The sequence below is a fragment of the Prevotella sp. S7 MS 2 genome (assembly GCF_000762865.1).
In the GTDB taxonomy this organism is placed as follows: Bacteria; Bacteroidota; Bacteroidia; order Bacteroidales; family Bacteroidaceae; genus Prevotella.
In genome coordinates this window covers 1-17,999 of the sequence record NZ_JRPT01000012.1, presented here as the reverse complement: position 1 = coordinate 17,999, position 17,999 = coordinate 1, and the positions used below count along the sequence as shown (strand labels likewise).

Below are 17,999 nucleotides of genomic sequence, written 5' to 3'. Positions count from 1 at the left end.
AAAGTTCATCAGATTGTCAACGGACTTCGCAAAGATAGTAAAAAAAATGAAGAAAATACTTCCGTATTAACGAATTTTATAGGCTTTTTAACACAAAAAGTTTCAATTGTTGATAGATGTAAGAGGGTGGATTTGGACAAGATGAATAGGGGTGTCAACTGCTTTTTTCTATTTTGAAACTCAACCATTTATATATCCCAATCTCGTTGACTTAGCCATACGTCAGCATGTCAATTCACCTTGCTGCAAAGATTTGGCAGTATTGCTGCATAGACGTTTCAGTATTGTTGCATAGGCCGGTCAGCAAGACTGCGAACATCTTGCAGTAACTCAATAGGAATCCCAATGGATTTTCAAGCGATCTGGAATACAGAACAAGGACTGATGTTCTATATCACATCTTTTCTACTCTAGAAAAGCAATAATATACAATTAACATGTTGGATTCTAGTGGTCACTTCGCCTATCAGATAACTAAGGCCGACAAGCCTGAGGATTCTACAATGGGTAAATTGGTGATGACGGGCGTAGGTGACATCCCTACGAGCTTTGAAATCAATGGGGTGCCCGGTATGCGAATCCGTATAGGTTCACCGAATGATAACGACTGGAGAGTGAGTAGTGCAGCGGTGACGATTACGGCACGTGTGAACTCGTTTGACGTACCGGGTGTATATCGTGCTCCACAATACTATATCTATGTGTCGGATATTCCTGTTTATGTGACGCCTGATGCCAAGGTGTTAGCTGTTGGCGAACGTCTTACCACGGCAAACCACGAAACCGACATTGAAATGACAATGGGTGGATGGAAAGACGGCGTAGGGCCGTACAACAAAACGAGCGATTCTGAGACTATCCAACTCATCGATCAATGGAAGACTTCAAAGGAAGATTTGGTAGGATATCCGCTTGATGGTTTCAGATACCAGTCGCAAGGAGCGCAGAATCCAACCGATGAATTCAGTCAACCTTATACGGAAAGCGGCCAGCAATCGAAGCCCGGAAACCTTCCGGCACGTGGTACTTACTTGCGATTTGAGCCACGTGAGAGTGGTACCCTGATGGTATATGTGTTCCAAAAAGGTTCGAAGCTAGGCTTTTGTGGCTTTGCTTTCGTGCCGGAAGGCTGGACTCCGGAGAGTGGTGTGGATCGTGTACGTGTAAAAGCTGATGCTGTGACGCTCTCAGGTAAGGATGCTTACAAGGTGCCGGGCGATATAGAGAATGCCGAGGTGACCTTGTTGCGTAAGTTCAAGAAAGACTATTGGACTACCATCTGTTTGCCGTTCAGCGTACAGGAGACTGAGTTCAAGAAGATATTCGGTGAGAATGCTGTTATCTGTACATTCGATAAGATAATAAAACTAAACTTGACGGGTGAAGAACAGAATGTGCTACATCTTCGTCAACATGTCTATCACATGATAGAGGCGGGTGTACCTTACTTCTTAAAGTCTGCTGTCGATCTTGATCAAGTGGTGTTCCCAAATGCCAGTTTCGAGAGCCATATACAGCCGGAGTTTTTCTATAGTGCACAGATGGATGGTTTCCAAAGTAAGGGTATCTATAGTCCTACGAAATTACCGGAGTATAGTTATATTCTCAATGGGCAGTTTACGCGTCGTACAGGAGGTTATCTCTTGAATGGATATCGTGCTTATTTGGAAAATCTTGCAGGTGCTGCGGGTGATTTAACTACTGCTGCCGGTGCCAAGTTAATGCTTTTTCCGGCTTCGACGACCTCACGACAGGTATTGATGACATTGTAATGGAGACCGGAGATACGGCAAATCCTTATACAAACGGTGTACTTGATTTGCAAGGACGCAAGGTTGCGGACTATGCAAATGCTGTGAAACAGTTACCTAAGGGTGTGTATATCGTGAATGGAAAGAAAGTAGTTGTACGATAGAAGAGGAGGTATTAGAAATGAAGAAGAAATATGTAAGTCCTACACTCCGTTTAGTCAGTGTATACGTAGAGCAGCATTTGCTGCAAGGTTCAAAAAGAAAAAGTAGACAATGTAATTATCGATGATACAACTACCGGATTGCATTGGGCAGGCCCGACCATTGGTGGAGACGATTCGGAAGTAGATCCTGATTTGTAAAAGTCTTCTCTTTAGAAGACCCTAAATAAAGAAATAATGCAAAGAGATGATAGCTTTAAGCCATCATCTCTTTGTTGTTTAAGGATAATGAGAGATTTGCGAACTTTCTATCGTCCAATCCACTTTAATTCTAAAGTCCCTTATTTAAGCCCCTATGGAGGCCCTACGATATGGCTGCCCAATTGATATTAGTGCGTCGAAGCTCCTTTAGGCGATTCCAAAGGATGGCATTTTGAGGGCTCTGACAGCCGGGGTCGGCATCGATAATCTTCTGTGCCTCATTGCGAGCGAGTTGTACTATCTGCCCGTCACGAGCTATATCGGCAATCTTGAGGTCGAAGGCTATACCGCTCTGTTGTGTTCCTTCCAAGTCGCCGGGACCACGTAGCTTCAGGTCGGCCTCTGCTATTTCGAAACCATCGTTGGTTCCACACATGATATCAATGCGTTTTCGGCTCTCGTCGGCCAGCTTGTAGTGGGTCACAAGAATGCAATACGACTGCTTAGCACCGCGTCCCACGCGTCCTCGCAATTGATGCAATTGCGACAGACCAAAGCGCTGTGCGTCGAGAATCACCATTACCGAGGCATTCGGAACGTTTACACCCACCTCTATCACAGTGGTTGCCACGAGTATCTGTGTCTCTCCTTTCACAAACCGAGCCATCTCTTCTTCCTTTTCTTTCGACTTCATCTGTCCATGAATCTTGCTCAGTTTGAATTCCGGGAATACCTCGCGTAATGTTTCATATCCCTCTTCCAGATTCTTTAGGTCGCTTTTCTCGCTCTCTTTGATGAGTGGAAATACGATGTAAGCCTGTTGCCCTTGTCGTATCTGTTGGCGTATTCCGTTGTACAGACTTGTCGTTTGCGTGTCGTATTTATGGACGGTCATGATGGGTTTACGCCCCGGTGGCAACTCATCTATTACACTTACGTCCAAATCACCGTATATTGTCATGGCCAAAGTACGCGGTATCGGTGTGGCTGTCATCACGAGAATATGAGGCGGATTTTCCGCTTTCGACCATAAACGCGCACGTTGCTCTACGCCAAAACGATGTTGCTCGTCGACCACAGCAAGTCCTAATCGGGCAAACTGCACCGTATCTTCGATGATGGCATGTGTTCCGGCGAGTATTTTTACCTCGCCGTTTTTCAGTCCTTCCAGCACTTCGCGACGTTTCTTCCCTTTTACCACGCCTGTCAACAACTCGCAACGAATATCCATTCCGTGCAGAAATTCGCGGATGGTAGCCAAGTGTTGCTCGGCTAAAATTTCCGTTGGTGCCATGATACAAGCTTGATAGCCGTTGTCAATAGCAATGAGCATGGACATCAGAGCGACGAGTGTCTTGCCCGATCCCACGTCGCCTTGTAACAAACGATTCATTTGTCGCCCGCTCTTCATGTCGTCTCTAATCTCGTGCATCACGCGTTTTTGCGCTCCGGTAAGCGGAAATGGCAAGTTGTGATGGTAGAAATCGTTGAACTCTTTACCCACATGGGCAAAGATGTTACCGCGATATTTACGGCGATGGTCGCTGGCATAGCGCAGAATGTTGAGTTGGACGAAGAAGAGTTCTTCAAATTTCAAGCGCACTTGAGCGCGTTGTAAGCGATCTATACTCTGTGGATAATGGATGGTGCGGAAAGCCTCTTCACGCGGAATTAAATGGAGTGATTCAGTGATGAAAGGCGGTAGGGTCTCCGGAATACAGCTTTCCGGTAACTTGTCGATGAGCGTACGAGTGAGTTTTTCAATGTTGCGCGATGTCATCCCGTGGTCTTTCATCTTGTCGGAAGTGTGGTAATACGGTTGCATTCCCATCTGTCCGAGTTGCAGATTATCGGCCGGTTCTATCTCTGGGTGGGCGAACTGGTAGCGTCCTTGATACACCGTAGGCTTGCCGAAGACGATGTACTCCACACCTATCTTATACGTCTTGTAGATGTATTGTGCCCCTCTGAACCATACCAAATCAACCACACCACATCCGTCGGAGAAGTGGGCCACCACGCGTTTCTTACGTCCTCCCATTGAGAACTCGTCAAAACTAAGGATGCGTCCTTTGATTTGGACGAATGGTAGTGTACCGCTAAGTTCGTTGATAGGATAGATATGTGTACGGTCTACATATTTATATGGGTAGTGTTGCAATAGGTCATACCATGTCGTGATGCCGAGTTCCTTGCTCAGCATCTCTTTCTTCTTGGGGCCAACACCTGGAAGATACATGATATCTTGTGATAGAATGGAATACATAGCACCTAATGCGACCTCTCCCTTGTTCCTCTCCCTAGAAGAGGGGGAGTCTTTATGTAATGCGTTGTTATTTTTTTATGAATTCAATTTCTTACTAAACTCTCAGCAACCATCAAGTCATAAGGCGTGGTAAGTTTGATGTTCTCGCGGTTTCCCTCGACGATTGCCACGTTGCATCCAAGGCTTTCTACCACCGAAGCATCGTCTGTGAACGAGTCTCGATAAGGTTGGTTGAAGGCTTGACGTAGCAACGCGATGTCGAACACCTGCGGTGTTTGGACGATGCGATAATCACTTCGTTGCACGTTGTGCCCTCCTTCGTGGCTATCTACATAGCGAAGTGTGTCTATAACAGGCATTACCGGAATAGCAGCGTATTCTTCCTCGGCAGCTTCGTAGCATCGTTCGATGGTTTCCAACGATACGAAAGGACGCACACCATCGTGTATGCCTGCGAGTCCTTCTGCATCGGTCGGGATAGCAGAGAGTCCGTTTTTAGACGACTCAAAACGCGTACTGCCACCATCCACTATCGTATGTGCGATGTGGAAGTCGTGTTCCCGACATAGTTGTTGCCAATATTCGTGCTGGTCGTGTGGTAATACGAGGATGATTCCCATGTCTGAATCGTACTCATGGAATCGCTCAATAGTGCGCATGAGTACCGGTTTCCCAGCCACGGGTAGAAACTGTTTGGGTATCTCTCCACCCATTCGGAGGCCTTTTCCTCCTGCTACAATGATGATATAGTTCATATTTCCGTATTCCAATCTTCCATCCTTGAGGGTGGGTGTGGATTATTTGTTATCTATGGATTCTGTTCGCGATTCTTCTTTTATAGCCAGTTTGTGGCAAAGATAAGTTTGTTACATCCTTATGAGACGGTAGACCTACCGTCTCTACAGTTGTAACTCCACCTCAATCTTAATCTTGTATCTCTAATTGTCAACTTAGAGAGTTCCCTTGCCTTTGCTAATGGGGAGTACCTATCGGCACTCTAACCTTTATGATTCTTTCTTTCCCGGCGGTTTTCGCTTTGCTCCAACCATCGGCTAACGCTGGTATAGCCACTTTGTGGCTCGCTGTTTGCCTTATTTCTTAACACCAAGGACAAATACTACTCGCCCCAACGGACAACAAATGAAGCTACTGAATACCCTCATTCTGTCCTCCCTCTCCTTGGTAGAGGGGCAGGGAGAGGCCCTTATTAATCCTCCCTCCCCTTTTGGGGAGGGTTGGGGTGGGGCTTTACTTCCTCTCCATCAGGTGTGCATACTGCATCTTTACCTCATAGTTTTTCACGCGTTCGTCGCCTATGAAGTAGCTTAGGATGCGATAAGCATAGGGGAATGTGGCAGCCGGACCTTCGCCTGTGATGATGTTTCCATCCTCTTGGAAGAGTTGAGCGGTGTATTCTGCACCGTCCATATACTTCTCGAAGCCCGGTGAGCAAGTTGCTTTACGACCATGCAACAGACCTAGACTGCCGAGAACCATGGGTGCGGCACAGATGGCACCGATACGTTTGCCTTTGGCATTCTGTTCGGTTAAGGCCTTGCGCACGCCTTCGTGCTCGTTCAGATTGGTTGCTCCGGGTAGTCCACCCGGCAACAATAGCATGTCAGCATCGCTTAAATCGGCGTTCTCGAACAATAAATCGGCTTTGATAGTGACGCCGTGTGATGAAGTCACCAATTCTGAACCGGTTACGCTTACGGTCTGGATAGCGACTCCACCGCGACGCAAGATGTCTACCGGAAGCAAGGCTTCGATCTCTTCGAAACCGTCAGCTAGAAATTCATATACTTTTGCCATAATTCTTAAACTATATAATGCTTTGTCCGTAAAAAATACTATTTTTGCATAGTTAATGTATTTGCAAATATACTAAATGTTTGTGATTTAGTGGTGTTTGACGGCTATTAAAGAATCAAAAATATAATGATAATGTCAGGTCAGCAACTTCGTTTCGCCATTTTCGGAAACAGTTATCAAGCCAGCAAGGCCACTTGTGCGGAGAATATTCTTGGCGAGTTGCATGCACGCGGCGCTGAAGTCTATATGGAGCGCAGCTTTTATAATGTCTTGACACTGCAAGGAAAGCTATCTATTCAGGTGTCTGGCATCTTCGATGACTACAATTTCGATGTAGACTATGTGGTCTCTATCGGTGGAGACGGGACTTTCTTGAAGGCTGCTAAGAAGGTGGGAGCCAAGGCAATCCCTATCGTTGGAGTTAACATGGGGCGTCTTGGATTCTTGGCCGACGTGTTGCCGAGCGAGATAAAAGAGGCTTTCGACGAGATATATGAGGGGCGTTGTAAGGTGGAAGAACATACGGTGTTGCAGCTGATAACCGATGGTGAACCATTGGAAGGCTGTCCTTTCGCCCTCAACGACATTGCGGTGCTGAAACGAGATACGGCTTCGATGATTTCTATTCACACCAGTGTAGACGATGAATTCCTTGTCACTTATCAGGCAGATGGACTTGTGGTGTCTACACCTACGGGTAGTACGGCTTACAATTTGTCGAATGGTGGTCCCATTATTGCTCCCCATACCAATAGTATCTGTATGACACCGGTGGCTCCACACAGTCTAAACATCCGTCCTATTGTCATTGGTGACGACCGAGAGATAACGATAGAGGTGGAGAGTAGGTCGCATAATTATCTCGTAGCTATTGATGGTCGCTCGGAGAAATTGCTCGAAAGTACGCGCCTTATCATTCGTAAAGCACCTTACACCGTTCGCATCGTGCAGAGAAACAAGCATCGTTACTCTGCCACACTGCGTGAGAAGTTGATGTGGGGAGCTGATCAAAGGGGATAGAAGCCCCCCCGACCCTTCCCAAAGGTGGAGGGAGTATTAATAAGAACCTCACCCCAGCCCTCTCCCAAGGAGAGGGAGTGCAGAATGAAAGATTGGGCTACAACTGTAGAGACGGTAGGTCTACCGTCTCATAAGGAGAAAAGGTAATCGTAAAGTCCTAAGTTGCCTTTCTTCTCTACCTTGATTTATATAATAAATAGAAAGTATGAACATACGAAACTTACTGCATATCCCACCGGCTAAATATCCCATCCGTACCATATTAAAATGGTTATGGCGGTCATGGCACGGCAATCACACGCAAGCGGTGCTGAATGCCATCGTGGGTTTGCTGTCTGTGGGCATCAGCTTGTTGCAGGTTTGGGCTGTACAACATGCTATTGATGTGGCTTCGGGAGTGGTAGAGGGGAGTCTGTACGTAGCCATCGGCTTGATGGGAGGGCTGATACTCTGCGACTTTTCCATGTCTGTTGCTACCGTATGGATACGCAATGTACTAGGTATCAAAGCCCAGAACAGGATGCAACAACGGATGCTCGACCGTATTCTGAGGTCGGTATGGGGTGGTCGCGAACAGTTCCATTCGGGCGATGTATTGAACCGTTTGGAGATGGATGTGAATAATGTGGTGAACTTTCTGACCGAGGTGATACCCAATACACTATCTGTTGTGGCCATGTTTGTGGGTGCTTTCTGCTATCTTTTCTCTATGGATAAATGGCTGGCTGTGGCTATTGTAGCCATATTACCCATTTTCTTGTCGGTAAGCAAACTCTATATTGGACGCATGCGCAACCTCACCCGACAGGTAAGAGAGAGCGATAGCAAGGTACAAAGTTTGTTGCAAGAGACCTTACAACATCGCATGCTTATCAAAACATTGGAGAGCGACGACACCATGATAGACCTATTGGAAGGGCAACAAGGTGAATTGCGTCGCCGTGTGATGCACCGTACACGGTTTAGTGTGTTCAGTTATCTGATGGTGAACTTCGGCTTTTCAGTAGGTTATCTGCTCGCTTTCTTCTGGGCAGCCGTCCGTTTGGCGGCGCATACCCTGTCATTTGGCGGTATGACAGCGTTCCTCCAACTGGTCAACAGAATCCAAAAACCGGCGCGAAATCTCGTGAATTTAGTACCCACTTTCGTCTCTGTCTTCACGGCAGCAGAACGTTTGATGGAGTTGGAAGAGAACCCTTTGGAAGAACAAGGAGATGCTGTGGAGATGCCGTCACCCTGTGGTATTCGCCTACGGAACGTCACTTACGGTTACGACGATGCCGAAAACAATGTCATCGAGCATCTAGACTTTGATTTCAAACCCGGAACATGCACAGGTGTGAAAGGCGAGACAGGCGCCGGAAAGACCACATTGATTCGGATGTTGTTGGCCTTAGTGGCACCCAAAGAAGGACAAATAGAAATCTATCATGGTGACCGTAGCGAGCGACTATCGCCCCTACATCGTTGTAATTTTGTCTATGTGCCGCAAGGCAATACGCTGTTGAGCGGTACCATTCGCGATAACTTACTGTTGGGTAAAGTCGATGCCACCGACGAAGAATTGGAAGATGTATTACAACAGAGTTGTGCCGACTTTGTATTCGACCTGCCCGACGGGCTTGATACCGTTTGTGGAGAGCAGGGAGCGGGACTGAGTGAAGGACAGGCACAGCGTATCGGGATAGCTCGAAGTCTTTTGCGACCGGGCAGTATCCTCGTGTTTGATGAGGCTACCTCAGCACTTGACCTTGATACGGAGAGGGAGTTGCTACAACATATATTATCATCTCACCATAAGACGGTGATATTTATAACGCATCGTCCGGCTGTGCTTGATTATTGTAATCAAATCCTTCAAATCAATAAAATTCCGAGTTAATGTGCGAAAATTGAGTTGCGCTGCAACTTACCAGTCTACTATGACGTCAAAAAGCTATATGATTCATCTCAACGATATTAATAAAACCTACTTCGGGGCACAACCGCTTCACGTGTTGAAAGGTATCAGTCTCGATATTGAAGAGGGAGAATTCGTCTCTATTATGGGCGCTTCGGGTTCTGGAAAATCCACTCTTCTGAATATATTAGGTATTCTTGACAACTATGATACCGGTGAATATACATTGGCCGGAACGCTTATCAAGAATCTATCAGAGAAGCGTGCGGCCGAATACCGTAATCGCTTTATCGGCTTTATCTTTCAAAGTTTCAACCTGATAGGGTTCAAGACAGCTGTGGAGAATGTGGAGTTGCCTTTGTTCTATCAAGGTGTTGGGCGCAAGCAACGGCATCGTATGGCCATGGAATACCTCGACAGACTGGGATTGACACAGTGGGCTGAGCACTATCCCAATGAACTTTCGGGCGGTCAGAAGCAACGTGTGGCTATTGCACGGGCGCTTATCACGCAACCCAGAGTGATATTGGCCGATGAACCGACGGGTGCTTTGGATTCTAAAACCAGTGTAGAGGTGATGGAATTGTTGAAGCAATTGCATGCCGACGAACATAAAACGATAGTTGTAGTGACGCACGAAAGCGGTGTAGCCAACGAGACTGATAAGATTATTCATATCAAAGACGGACTCATAGGAAGTATCGAAGAGAACATCGACCACAAGGCTAGTCCGTTCGGAATCAATGGATATATGAAGTAATGCGAGCATCATGAGAGATATAATTGCCGAAATATGGTCTACTAGTAAGCGCAATAAGCTGCGTACAACGCTCACTGGTTTTGCGGTGGCATGGGGTATCTTTATGCTCATCTTCCTGCTGGGAGCGGGCAACGGACTCATCCATGCCACGGAAGAGAACTCCGGTAGATTTCTCGATAACTCCATGGTGGTGTTTGGCGGACAGACTTCCAAAGGCTATCAAGGATTAAAAGAAGGTAGGCAAATAGCCTTGAATGATGCTGATATGAACACCACAAAGAAGCGATATAGCAAGAATATGTTGAATGTGGGAGCTAAAATATCGGCCGGCAACATTAATGTGGCATTGGGAGAAAACTATATTTCGAGTACGTTGCAGGGTGTTCATGCCAACTATGCAGAGATAGATAAGAAAGAAATGCTTTACGGCCGTTTCATCAATGAGCTTGATAATGAGGACACTCGTAAGGTAATGGTTATCAGTGAGAGTCAGGCCAAGGAGTTGATGCCGAGACATATAGACCGTTTGGTGGGTCGGTATGTGAAGGTAGATAGTTTGGCTTACCACGTGATAGGTATCTATAAGAGTGATCAAAGTGAGATGAATGCCGACTGTTATGCCCCGTTTAATACCGTACGTGTGATTTATCAAAAAGGTGATAAAGTGGGGAATATCGTCTTTGCTTTCCAAGGTTTGGAGACCGAGAAAGCCAATAAAGATTTTGAAGAATCCTATAGAGCCAGTCTCAATAGAAACCATCAGGCTGCTCCTGACGATGAAGAGGCCGTCTGGATATGGAATAGATTCACCCAAGCATTGCAGATGAACACCGGTATGGGCATTATCCGAACCGCTCTTTGGGTTATAGGTATCTTCACACTATTAAGTGGTATCGTGGGCGTATCGAATATTATGCTCATTACAGTCAAAGAACGTACACGCGAGTTTGGTATCCGTAAGGCCATCGGAGCGAAACCTTCATCCATCTTAAAACTCATTATTATCGAGAGTGTTATCATTACTACGTTCTTCGGGTACATTGGTATGATGATGGGAATGGTGGCTAATCAAATCATGGATGCCACTATCGGGCACGAAAAGATAGATTCCGGGCTGTTCACTTTGCAGATGTTTGTTAATCCGACAGTTGGTTTCGACGTGTGTGTGGAAGCGACTTTGGTGATGGTATTGGCCGGAACGTTGGCCGGATTGATTCCCGCTCGTAAGGCGGCACATATTAGACCGATTGAAGCATTAAGGGCTGAATAACGCTATGAGGATAGATTTAGATACATACAAAGAAATACTCGATACGCTCACACGCAATAAGAGCCGTTCGTTCTTGACTGGATTCGGTATCTTTTGGGGGGTGTTCATGCTGGTAGCCCTTATCGGTGGTGGCAACGGAATGAAGGAAATGCTGTCTAAAAACTTCTCCGGATTTGCCTCAAATTCCGCTATTATCTTTGCACAGAATACCACGAAGGCGTATGCCGGTTATCGGAAAGGCCGTTCATGGTATATGGATTACAAGGATGTGGAGCGTCTGAAAGCGCAGATTCCGGAGATAGATATAGTCTCACCGATGCTCAGTCAATGGGGCAGATTTGCCGTTGTGGGCGATAAGAAAGCTTCGTGTACGGTGAAAGGATTGCAAGCTGACTATGTGAAAGTGGAAGAACCGCAGATTTACTATGGCCGCTATCTAAATCAAATGGATATACAGCAGGGGCGTAAAGTGTGTGTAATAGGCAAGAAAGTGTATAAGACGCTCTTCCCAAATGGTGGAGATCCTTGTGGACAATTGGTGCGTATAGATTCCATCTATTATAATATTGTGGGTGTAGATTATAGTACCGGTAACATAAGTATCAATGGAAGCACGCAAGAGAGTGTCATTATCCCTATTACAATGATGCGCCAAGCCTACAACACGGGAGACCAAGTACATCTTATTTGCGTTACGGGAAAGCGCGGAGTGAAGATGGGTGAGATTACCAATCGGATGCGTGAAGTGGTTGCAAGAGCCCATCGCGTGGATCCAACTGACGAGAAGGCTATTACGATATTCAATACCGAAGTGATGTTTGGTATGGTAGATAACTTGTTCCAAGGCGTCAATTTCCTCATTTGGTTGGTGGGAATAGGAACTTTATTGGCTGGAGCCATCGGGGTATCTAATATCATGATGGTGACTGTAAGGGAACGAACGACCGAGATAGGCATTCGTCGTGCTATCGGAGCAACCCCCTGTAACATCCTCGGACAAATCATCTCAGAGAGTGTATTGCTTACGGCTGTGGCGGGGATGAGCGGCATTCTCTTTGCCGTACTCATCCTTCAGTTGCTCGAAATGGGTAATACTACCGGTGGAGTAGTCTCAGCTCATTTCCAAGTGGGCTTCTGGACAGCTTTGGGAGCAACGGTTTTCATCAGTATCTTAGGCGTATTGGCAGGCTTGGCACCTGCCGGAAGAGCTATGAGTATCAAACCGGTAGATGCTATGAGAGATGAGTAAAGCCCCCACCTCGGCTCTTCCCAAAGGGGGAGAGAGACGATATTGAAGTGCTGAAACAATGAACATAAAATAATAAACAACTACTTCTATCCCCTTGTTTCTCTATGATTAGAGGGGAAGAAACAGAAGATTTAAAGCGAAGAAATGAAAAAGTATTGGAAATTTGTGGTCGCTGCATTGGTTCTATGTCTCTTTGTTGGAACCTTTGTATTTCTTTGGATTAAGTCGCAACCTACTGCCGACGTGTATAGCGAGTTCACTCCTAAGGTGATGAACTTGAAGAAAACCACCGTCGTAACGGGTAAGATAGAGCCGCGCAATGAGGTAAACGTGAAGCCACAGATAAGTGGTATCATTACCGAATTGTTGAAAGAAGCCGGTCAAACAGTGCAAGCTGGTGAGATAATAGCCAAGGTAAAGGTGATTCCCGATATGGGGCAGTTGGCCAATGCACAAGCTCGTGTGCGCTTATCTCAAATCAATGTGAAGCAAGCACAGGTAGACTATGCCCGCGAAAAACAACTCTTTGACAAAGGATTGGTGGCAGCCGATGAGTATGATAAGATAGCTCAAGCCTTGAAGCAAGCCAAAGAAGAGGTGCAAGCTGCTGCCGATAACCTCGAAGTGGTGCGCGATGGTGTATCTAAGAGCAATGCCAATACGAGTAGCACTCTCATCCGTTCCACCATCAGTGGGCTCATATTGGATGTCCCTGTCAAGGTAGGTAACACCGTTATCCTTAGCAATACGTTCAACGATGGTACCACAATTGCCACCGTTGCTAATATGTCCGATTTGATATTCCGCGGTAATATTGACGAGACAGAGGTCGGTCAACTGGTTTCGGGCATGCCGATGAAGATCACAATTGGCGCTCTACGGAATTCCAGCTTGAAGGCTAACCTCGAATATATCTCCCCTAAAGCGGTAGAAAGTAATGGTGCTAACCAGTTTGAAATCAAAGCAGCTGTTACCGAGATAGGCGGTACTCATATCCGTAGTGGCTACAGTGCCAATGCCGAAATCGTGCTGGCTGCTGCCAATCATGTGCTTACTATCCCCGAAAGTGCCATCGAATTCCAAGGCAGCAAGTCTTATGTGTATATCATTGGGGGCAAAGGTGATAAGAAAACCTATACCAAACGTGCCATCACAACAGGTTTGAGCGATGGTATTAATATTGAGGTGAAGAGTGGACTTTCTACTCGTGACAAGGTGCGTGGGCCGAAGGTAGTGAAAGAATAATCCACGCTTTCATCACCACTTTGCCGAATTTCCATTACCTTTGCACGATATTGATGAGATCATACAGGGTGAATAAGCAGTTCGGAGAAATCATACGGTTTGGTATTGTCGGTGGGTTGGCCACGTTGTTGCAATATGGTATCTACCTGTTATTGCTCAAGCAGATGGGACACAATCCCGCCATGACGATAGGATATGCCATTAGTTTCATCTTTAACTATTTGGCCAGCACTTACTTTACGTTCCGTGTGAAAGCCAGCGCCAAGCGTGGTGCGGGCTTTGCCTTGTCGCATGTGGTCAACTATCTGCTTCAGATGGGTACGCTCAACTTCTTCTTGTGGGTGGGTGTTCCGAAGACGTTGGCTCCTATTCCGATGTTCTGCGTGTGCGTACCTGTCAACTTTCTCTTGGTCAGATATTTCTTAAAGCGCAAATGAAACGTATCTTTGGCATCTTCAGAATCAAGTATGAAGAGCGTTGGCCGGCGTTCTTCGTATTCTTGACGACCCTCTTGCTCAATGCATTGGTCATTATCAAGTATGCCGATAGATTCCTTCTTCCGGCCGAAAATTATCACAAACTCTTTGTAGCCAACTTCCATGTGTCGGGTTACGACCCCTTGACCTATGCCGTATTGTCGCATTGGTTCACGGAGTATAACATCTATCGACACCCGTTGTTGGCCTTTTTCATGTACCTCCCTGCGCAACTCAACCAAGCATTGATGGCTCTTACGGGTATCAATTGTGCCCCTTTTATCATGGCTGTTATCCTGCTATTGGGTGCCCTCTATAGTTTTATCTTTCTCTATCGTATACTCCGCGAAGTCATTGAGTTGCCACAATTCGATGCCACACTGCTGTCGCTCATGCTGTTCAGTTTTGCTTATGTGCTGGTATCGGTGTGTGTGCCCGATCATTTTTCGCTCTCCATGTTCATGCTTCTGTTGACACTTTACGTCAGCGGAAAGAAACTCAAGCAGCATAAACCCTTCACGAAGTGGCAGACAATCCTCTTCTTTCTCGTTACAGCAGGCATCTCGCTCAATAACGGATTGAAAGTGTTTATGGCCAATTGGTTTGTGAATGGGCGTCGATTCTTCCGTCCGCTCAATCTTGTTTTGGCCATTCTTGTGCCCTCATTGTTGATATGGGTGTTTGCCCGAATGGAGTATCACGAATATCAATATCCGCGTTGGAAGGCACGCAAGGTGGCACAAAAGCGAGCTAAAGATAAAGAACGAGCGCAGTTGGTAGCTCAATTTACCAAGGATTGGCCAGCTTGGGATTCTACTAAGGTGGCTCATGCTGCCGACTCGGTGATGAAGATTCGTGCATGGGAGAAGAAGCGTGCCAACGATAAGAAACCGCTGAATGCCCACCAAGGTAAGCCGGTGAAGAAGGGCGAATTCTGGTCGTGGACCGATATAACGACCTCACGCACAGCCACAGCCGTGGAAAATCTCTTCGGCGAGTCTATCTTGTTGCACCAAGACTATTTGTTGGGTGATACGTTGACCGGGCGACCTGTCATCGTCAATTATCGTTGGTGGACGAACTATGTGATTGAAGGCGTGTTGGTGGTGTGTTTCCTCTTGGGACTTTGGATAGGGCGTCGCAACCGCCTGATGTGGTTGGCAGTCTCGTTCTTTGCTCTTGATATGATGATACACATGGCTTTGGGATTCGGTATAAATGAGGTTTATATCATGAGTCCACATTGGGCTTTCGTGTTCCCCATCGTATTAGCGTGCCTTGTCAAAGGCGTTCCACGCCGTTTCCTGTTGCCGTTGCGTGGCTTGTTAGGACTCATAACGGTTTATTGCTTCGTCTATAATGTGGTCTTAATCATAGAATATTTGGCATTCTTATGAATATTTTCCGACTGAAAAACGAGGAACGTTGGATAGCCCTCGTGACTTTCTTGGTAGTGGTGGCTTTACTCTTTGTGATGATTCAGCAGTATTCGCCGCTGTTCCTCAAGGGTGGTAGGTTAGGGTTTTGGACTATCTTCTCACGCCATTTCCGCATGTCGGGCTACGATTGTTGGTCGTATATCACCCTGTCTAACCTGCGTATTCATTTCGAGACCAGTCGTCATCCGTTGTTCTTGTCCATTCTTTATCCGCTCTATTTGCTCAATCAGGAACTGATGTACAACACGGGTAGTAACTATGCGGTCTACCTTATAGGAGCATTGACTACGTTTTGTGCTGTTTATTCCATCGTCTTTATCTATCGACTACATCGAGATGTTATGGGGCTAAGGTTGTGGGACGCCCTGTTGCTGACGCTTCTCTTCTATAGTTTCGGGCATATCATGGTCGCCTTGTTGGTACCTGACCACTTCGTACTCTCCCTTTTCTTGCTGTCTATGACCTTGTATATTGTTGGGAAAGCTATGCGTGAGCATCGCCGATTGCCCTTGTGGCAGTGGACGATATTACTTTTTCTCACGGCCGGTGTGACGCTTACCAATGGCGCAAAGACTCTGTTGGCAGCCTTGTTTGTTGACGGCAAGCGTGTGTTTCGTTGGCGAATAGTGGTATTTGGAGGCGTGTTGCCACTTGTAGCACTTGTGAGTATCTATCTTTTCCAATACCATACGTACGAAGTTCCGCAGCAACAAGCCATACATCATATAGAAGTAAAACAGCGTGAGAAGAATCCTGACGAACTGACTAAGCGTACAGCACAGCGCGACAAATGGATGGCGGAACATTCGGGTAGCCCCATAGCCAACCTACCACTGTTGAGTATGACCGATGTAACCACCTCGCGTGTGCAGACATTGGTGGAGAATTTCTTCGGTGAACCTATTCAGTTGCACCGTGACCATTTGTTGGAAGACGTATCGTTCACTCGCCCTGTGTTCGTGAGTTATCGGTCGATTGTGAATTATGTGGTTGAGGCTGTCATTGTCTTGCTATTTATCGTGGGCCTGTGGATGGGTCGCCACGACCGCTTCATGCTCATGGTCATGTCGTGGATGATGGTGGATGTGGTGTTACACTTAGTATTAGGCTTCGGCATTAACGAAGTATATATTATGTCGGCCGACTGGATTTTCATCATCCCATTGGCTTTTGCGTGTCTTTTCAAAAGCACCCATGGACCTTTACAAATAGGCCTTCGCGCCACCACATGGTTGCTTACGTTGTATCTTTTGGCTTGGAACAGCACTCTATTGATACACTATCTACAAATACCCTATACACAGTTGGTTCGCTGAAAGGCCGTGGCAACAATGCTGCCTCGCCTTTGCAGCCTCACTGATTGGATTAGGCAGCAACGCTGCGAAGCCTCTGCAGTGATGAATAGACAAATTATCGGTAAATATTTTATTTGTTGCAAATATAGCCTAAACGTTGATAGAACGTTGGGAGAATTCTCCTAAACACGCTATAGGAAATCCCTAAAGGTGCGAGGGGAATTTCCAAAAACCAATAGCAGCTCATGGCTTATCCGAATTAAATGTGTAAATTCGCAATATTAATATGTAAGATATTCAGCAATGGAACAAGAACAAATCGATGATTATCGCGCTGCTGTGTTGGCGGCTATGCTTGCTACGCCGGGTAAAAACGGCGAGCCAAAGGTGTCGGAGAAGGAAGCTCGCGACATACTTGATACTTTTACCGACGACGAACTCGCCTTCGGCATGCCCTATGTCAGCCCAGAAGAAATGGCTGAAACACTGTTGGAGGGGTGAAAAAGATGCCGGCGATGCAATTGATGAGTTGCAATAGCTGGCATACTAAAACAGAATTAACACTATATCTAATAAACACCTATCTCATCAATACATAGATACCCTTGCAGGCCTTTTCCCATGTGCCACGTTGGTAGATGCTTTTCAGAGCCTATTTGTACTCTTACATAGCGTGCTTGTGTCGGAGGAAAAATTAAAGAAAGTGTAGGCATGCCGTCGGGTGAGTCTTCTTTTAAGGGGGGTATTCTGTGGATCTTATCTCTCTAAAGGTTGTCCCGTCATTTGAAATTAAAACTTTGAAGCTTCTAGCATCAAAAGCCCATTCGTTCTTTATAACACAAACATTGAAATCTACTTTCTGAATAACAGTCGGTTTTAGCAAGTCTATTGTAACATCTACATCGAAACCGTCGAATGAAAGCCAACGGCCTGAGTTGAATTCTTGATACCCTCGTATTCCATCAATGAGCATAATGGGGCTATAATGAAGTAATGGGGCTGATGGTTCTATAGGGTGTTTGGACGTTATTGGCTTAGAAGTCGCGAGATTGACATGGACGCAGAGTCAAATTGCTCTATGACCCGAAAAGAATCCCCCAAAAGGAGTGAGTCTCTCAGATTTAATTTGTATCTTTACCATTTCTATCGTC

General features: G+C 46.2%; 15 protein-coding genes. 12 read left to right on the top strand and 3 right to left on the bottom strand.

Annotation, left to right across the window (positions count from 1 at the left end; genetic code table 11):
• The first annotated feature begins 437 nt into the window (after window positions 1-437).
• Together HMPREF0671_RS02965 and HMPREF0671_RS12180 are read left to right on the top strand one after the other, a co-directional pair.
• Window positions 438-1,772 carry a hypothetical protein gene (locus HMPREF0671_RS02965; protein ID WP_036896639.1) on the top strand — a complete coding sequence of 445 codons (1,335 nt, stop codon included), beginning with the start codon at window positions 438-440 and terminating at the stop codon, window positions 1,770-1,772.
• The gene (locus HMPREF0671_RS12180; RefSeq protein ID WP_156958356.1) at window positions 1,772-1,915 is read left to right on the top strand and encodes a hypothetical protein; all 144 of its coding nucleotides are present in this window, start codon (window positions 1,772-1,774) and stop codon (window positions 1,913-1,915) included. Before HMPREF0671_RS02965 ends, HMPREF0671_RS12180 begins: the two co-directional genes overlap by 1 nt.
• Window positions 1,916-2,276: 361 nt before the next feature.
• On the opposite strand, the gene recG is transcribed toward HMPREF0671_RS12180, so the two are convergent.
• From recG to HMPREF0671_RS02950, 3 genes are all read right to left on the bottom strand, one after another.
• Window positions 2,277-4,379, bottom strand: coding sequence for an ATP-dependent DNA helicase RecG (gene recG, locus HMPREF0671_RS02960; RefSeq protein WP_036896638.1), 2,103 nt, complete (start codon window positions 4,377-4,379; stop codon window positions 2,277-2,279).
• Window positions 4,380-4,462: 83 nt separating this feature from the next.
• Complete coding sequence (locus tag HMPREF0671_RS02955) at window positions 4,463-5,134, bottom strand: 2-C-methyl-D-erythritol 4-phosphate cytidylyltransferase (RefSeq protein WP_036896637.1); 672 nt, start codon at window positions 5,132-5,134, stop codon at window positions 4,463-4,465.
• A 493-nt stretch (window positions 5,135-5,627) separates the two neighbouring features.
• A complete protein-coding gene (locus tag HMPREF0671_RS02950; RefSeq protein ID WP_036896636.1) occupies window positions 5,628-6,194 on the bottom strand; it encodes a DJ-1 family glyoxalase III in 567 nt (188 codons plus the stop codon).
• A gap of 132 nt (window positions 6,195-6,326) precedes the next feature.
• On the opposite strand from HMPREF0671_RS02950, the gene HMPREF0671_RS02945 reads away from it, so the two are divergent.
• From HMPREF0671_RS02945 to HMPREF0671_RS02900, 10 genes are all read left to right on the top strand, one after another.
• On the top strand, window positions 6,327-7,214 hold the full coding sequence (locus HMPREF0671_RS02945) for an NAD kinase (RefSeq protein WP_036896635.1): 888 nt from the start codon (window positions 6,327-6,329) through the stop codon (window positions 7,212-7,214).
• A gap of 205 nt (window positions 7,215-7,419) precedes the next feature.
• On the top strand, window positions 7,420-9,096 hold the full coding sequence (locus HMPREF0671_RS02940) for an ABC transporter ATP-binding protein (protein ID WP_036896634.1): 1,677 nt from the start codon (window positions 7,420-7,422) through the stop codon (window positions 9,094-9,096).
• A 58-nt stretch (window positions 9,097-9,154) separates the two neighbouring features.
• Complete coding sequence (locus tag HMPREF0671_RS02935) at window positions 9,155-9,874, top strand: ABC transporter ATP-binding protein (protein ID WP_036896660.1); 720 nt, start codon at window positions 9,155-9,157, stop codon at window positions 9,872-9,874.
• A 10-nt stretch (window positions 9,875-9,884) separates the two neighbouring features.
• Window positions 9,885-11,144 carry an ABC transporter permease gene (locus tag HMPREF0671_RS02930; RefSeq protein ID WP_036896633.1) on the top strand — a complete coding sequence of 420 codons (1,260 nt, stop codon included), beginning with the start codon at window positions 9,885-9,887 and terminating at the stop codon, window positions 11,142-11,144.
• Between the two features lie 4 nt (window positions 11,145-11,148).
• On the top strand, window positions 11,149-12,393 hold the full coding sequence (locus tag HMPREF0671_RS02925; protein ID WP_036896632.1) for an ABC transporter permease: 1,245 nt from the start codon (window positions 11,149-11,151) through the stop codon (window positions 12,391-12,393).
• A gap of 144 nt (window positions 12,394-12,537) precedes the next feature.
• Window positions 12,538-13,638: an efflux RND transporter periplasmic adaptor subunit gene (locus HMPREF0671_RS02920; RefSeq protein ID WP_036896631.1), complete on the top strand. Its 1,101-nt coding sequence runs from the start codon at window positions 12,538-12,540 to the stop codon at window positions 13,636-13,638.
• 53 nt (window positions 13,639-13,691) lie between these two features.
• On the top strand, window positions 13,692-14,075 hold the full coding sequence (locus HMPREF0671_RS02915; RefSeq protein ID WP_036896630.1) for a GtrA family protein: 384 nt from the start codon (window positions 13,692-13,694) through the stop codon (window positions 14,073-14,075).
• On the top strand, window positions 14,072-15,511 hold the full coding sequence (locus HMPREF0671_RS02910; RefSeq protein WP_036896629.1) for a DUF6080 domain-containing protein: 1,440 nt from the start codon (window positions 14,072-14,074) through the stop codon (window positions 15,509-15,511). The genes HMPREF0671_RS02915 and HMPREF0671_RS02910 overlap by 4 nt, the downstream gene beginning before the upstream one ends.
• Complete coding sequence (locus HMPREF0671_RS02905; RefSeq protein WP_036896628.1) at window positions 15,508-16,869, top strand: DUF6080 domain-containing protein; 1,362 nt, start codon at window positions 15,508-15,510, stop codon at window positions 16,867-16,869. The genes HMPREF0671_RS02910 and HMPREF0671_RS02905 overlap by 4 nt, the downstream gene beginning before the upstream one ends.
• A gap of 282 nt (window positions 16,870-17,151) precedes the next feature.
• Entirely contained in the window at window positions 17,152-17,349 is a 198-nt protein-coding gene (locus HMPREF0671_RS02900) for a hypothetical protein (RefSeq protein ID WP_036896627.1), read from the top strand.
• Window positions 17,350-17,999: the final 650 nt, after the last annotated feature.

Coding starts and splice junctions, on each gene's coding strand:
- recG (WP_036896638.1), bottom strand. CDS start 4,379: ATGTATTCCATTCTATCACAAGATATCATGTATCTTCCAGGTGTTGGC.
- HMPREF0671_RS02930 (WP_036896633.1), top strand. CDS start 9,885: ATGAGAGATATAATTGCCGAAATATGGTCTACTAGTAAGCGCAATAAG.
- HMPREF0671_RS12180 (WP_156958356.1), top strand. CDS start 1,772: ATGGAGACCGGAGATACGGCAAATCCTTATACAAACGGTGTACTTGAT.
- HMPREF0671_RS02945 (WP_036896635.1), top strand. CDS start 6,327: ATGTCAGGTCAGCAACTTCGTTTCGCCATTTTCGGAAACAGTTATCAA.
- HMPREF0671_RS02965 (WP_036896639.1), top strand. CDS start 438: ATGTTGGATTCTAGTGGTCACTTCGCCTATCAGATAACTAAGGCCGAC.
- HMPREF0671_RS02905 (WP_036896628.1), top strand. CDS start 15,508: ATGAATATTTTCCGACTGAAAAACGAGGAACGTTGGATAGCCCTCGTG.
- HMPREF0671_RS02915 (WP_036896630.1), top strand. CDS start 13,692: ATGAGATCATACAGGGTGAATAAGCAGTTCGGAGAAATCATACGGTTT.
- HMPREF0671_RS02920 (WP_036896631.1), top strand. CDS start 12,538: ATGAAAAAGTATTGGAAATTTGTGGTCGCTGCATTGGTTCTATGTCTC.
- HMPREF0671_RS02935 (WP_036896660.1), top strand. CDS start 9,155: ATGATTCATCTCAACGATATTAATAAAACCTACTTCGGGGCACAACCG.
- HMPREF0671_RS02950 (WP_036896636.1), bottom strand. CDS start 6,194: ATGGCAAAAGTATATGAATTTCTAGCTGACGGTTTCGAAGAGATCGAA.
- HMPREF0671_RS02925 (WP_036896632.1), top strand. CDS start 11,149: ATGAGGATAGATTTAGATACATACAAAGAAATACTCGATACGCTCACA.
- HMPREF0671_RS02900 (WP_036896627.1), top strand. CDS start 17,152: ATGGAACAAGAACAAATCGATGATTATCGCGCTGCTGTGTTGGCGGCT.
- HMPREF0671_RS02955 (WP_036896637.1), bottom strand. CDS start 5,134: ATGAACTATATCATCATTGTAGCAGGAGGAAAAGGCCTCCGAATGGGT.
- HMPREF0671_RS02940 (WP_036896634.1), top strand. CDS start 7,420: ATGAACATACGAAACTTACTGCATATCCCACCGGCTAAATATCCCATC.
- HMPREF0671_RS02910 (WP_036896629.1), top strand. CDS start 14,072: ATGAAACGTATCTTTGGCATCTTCAGAATCAAGTATGAAGAGCGTTGG.